Origin of the sequence: Dietzia sp. DQ11-44 (assembly GCF_014145205.1) — a bacterium.
Classification (GTDB): Bacteria; Actinomycetota; Actinomycetes; order Mycobacteriales; family Mycobacteriaceae; genus Dietzia; species Dietzia natronolimnaea.
On sequence record NZ_JAALEC010000357.1, the window covers coordinates 1 to 1,286 of the forward strand.

Consider the following 1,286-nt stretch of genomic DNA (forward strand, 5'->3'; position numbering starts at 1 on the left):
ACCGAGATCGCCCGGCGCCCAGGGGAGTTCGACCAGGAGTTCGTGCTGGTCGTCAACCCGGACGTGTGGTTCGAGCCGGGTTCCGTGGACGCGCTGCTCGCCGCCGCCCACCGGTGGCCCCGGGCGGCGGCGTTCGGCCCGAGGATCGCGGAGACCGACGGTTCGGTGTACCCCTCGGCCCGCGCCGTGCCGAGGCTCGGCGCCGGTATCGGCCACGCCCTGCTGGGTCCGGTGTGGCCGGGCAACCCGTGGACCGCCCACTACCTCGACGACTCCGACATGGAGTCCGAACGGACCGCGGGGTGGTTGTCCGGGTCGTGCCTGCTGCTGCGACGTGAGGCGTTCGACGCGCTCGGCGGGTTCGACGAGAGGTACTTCATGTACCTGGAGGACGTGGACCTGGGGGACCGGCTCGGCCGGGCCGGGTGGCAGAGCGTCTACGTGCCGTCGTCGGTGATCCACCACGACCAGGGACACGCGGCCAGGACCGTGCCGGAGTTCACCCTCCGGGCACACCACAACAGCGCCTACCTGTTCCAGGCGGACAGGCATCCGGCCGCGTGGCAGGCACCGATACGCTGGGCGCTGAGGGCGGGTCTGGAACTACGGTGCCGCCTCGCGATCCGGTCCGCCCGGCGCGATCTTCGCTGACGCGCCGGACGAGACCATCCACCGGCCCGTGTGGGCCGCGCGAGCGCGCGGCCGGGGCCCCACGACATCGGGAGTAGGACTGTGACCTCGACGACCCCCTCCAGCGCCGAGCCGCGCGATCTGATCGCCGACACCGAGGCGGTGGTCCTGGTGGGCGGCAAGGGGACCCGCCTGCGGCCGCTGACCATCTCGGCGCCCAAGCCCATGTTGCCCACGGCCGGTCTGCCCTTCCTCACCCATCTGCTCTCGCGGATCCGGGCGGCGGGCATCCGGCGCGTGGTGCTGGGCACGTCGTTCAAGGCGGAGGTGTTCGAGGAGCATTTCGGGGACGGGTCCGACCTCGATCTGGAGCTGACGTACGTGGTGGAGACCGAGCCGCTGGGCACGGGCGGCGGCATCCGCAACGTCCTGGACGAGCTCACCGCCTCGACGATCATGGTGTTCAACGGCGACGTGCTGGGCGGGACCGATCTCACCCGGATCCTCGATCTCCACCACGCCAAGAGCGCGGATCTGACCATGCACCTGGTGCGGGTCTCCGATCCCCGTGCGTTCGGCTGTGTGCCGACCGATGAGGACGGCCGGGTCCTGGAGTTCCTCGAGAAGACGCAGGACCCGCCGACCGATCAGATCAA

The 1,286-nt window shown here is 70.9% G+C and carries 2 protein-coding genes; both read left to right on the plus strand.

From position 1 onward, the window contains the following. On the plus strand, positions 1 to 651 hold a 651-nt coding region (locus G6018_RS09560; protein WP_182639481.1), incomplete at its 5' end, for a glycosyltransferase family 2 protein. Between the two features lie 81 nt (positions 652 to 732). After that, positions 733 to 1,286: sugar phosphate nucleotidyltransferase (locus tag G6018_RS09565; protein WP_182639482.1), on the plus strand; the 554-nt coding region annotated here is incomplete at its 3' end.